At 60.7% G+C, this 270-nt stretch carries 1 protein-coding gene; it reads left to right on the forward strand.

Going from position 1 to position 270, the window contains the following annotated elements:
• The coding region (locus tag RMT89_RS43200) for a hypothetical protein (RefSeq protein ID WP_315889230.1) at positions 1 to 247 on the forward strand (247 nt) is incomplete at its 5' end.
• Positions 248 to 270: the final 23 nt, after the last annotated feature.

Consider the following 270-nt stretch of genomic DNA (forward strand, 5'->3'; position numbering starts at 1 on the left):
TTTCCTGAATAAGGGGAACTCCCCGATCGACACGCCTTTCCACCTGCGCCGCGAACTCTTCGAAACGTTCGGCTCCGAGCGCGCAAGCCGCTCCCTGGGCGGTCGCCGGCAATATCGGTGTCACAGCCAAATGGAATCGCGCGTGAAGCGCTACCGTCTCATTCACGACCCTGAGATTCCGATCGAGCTGCTCGAGCTGACGGCTCATGGCCGCGAGCTGGCGAGCCAATGTCGCGGTATCGCTTAAATCTTCGTCGGAGCCGAGCAAAC

Source organism: Streptomyces sp. P17 (genome assembly GCF_032436805.1).
Classification (GTDB): domain Bacteria; phylum Actinomycetota; class Actinomycetes; order Streptomycetales; family Streptomycetaceae; genus Streptomyces.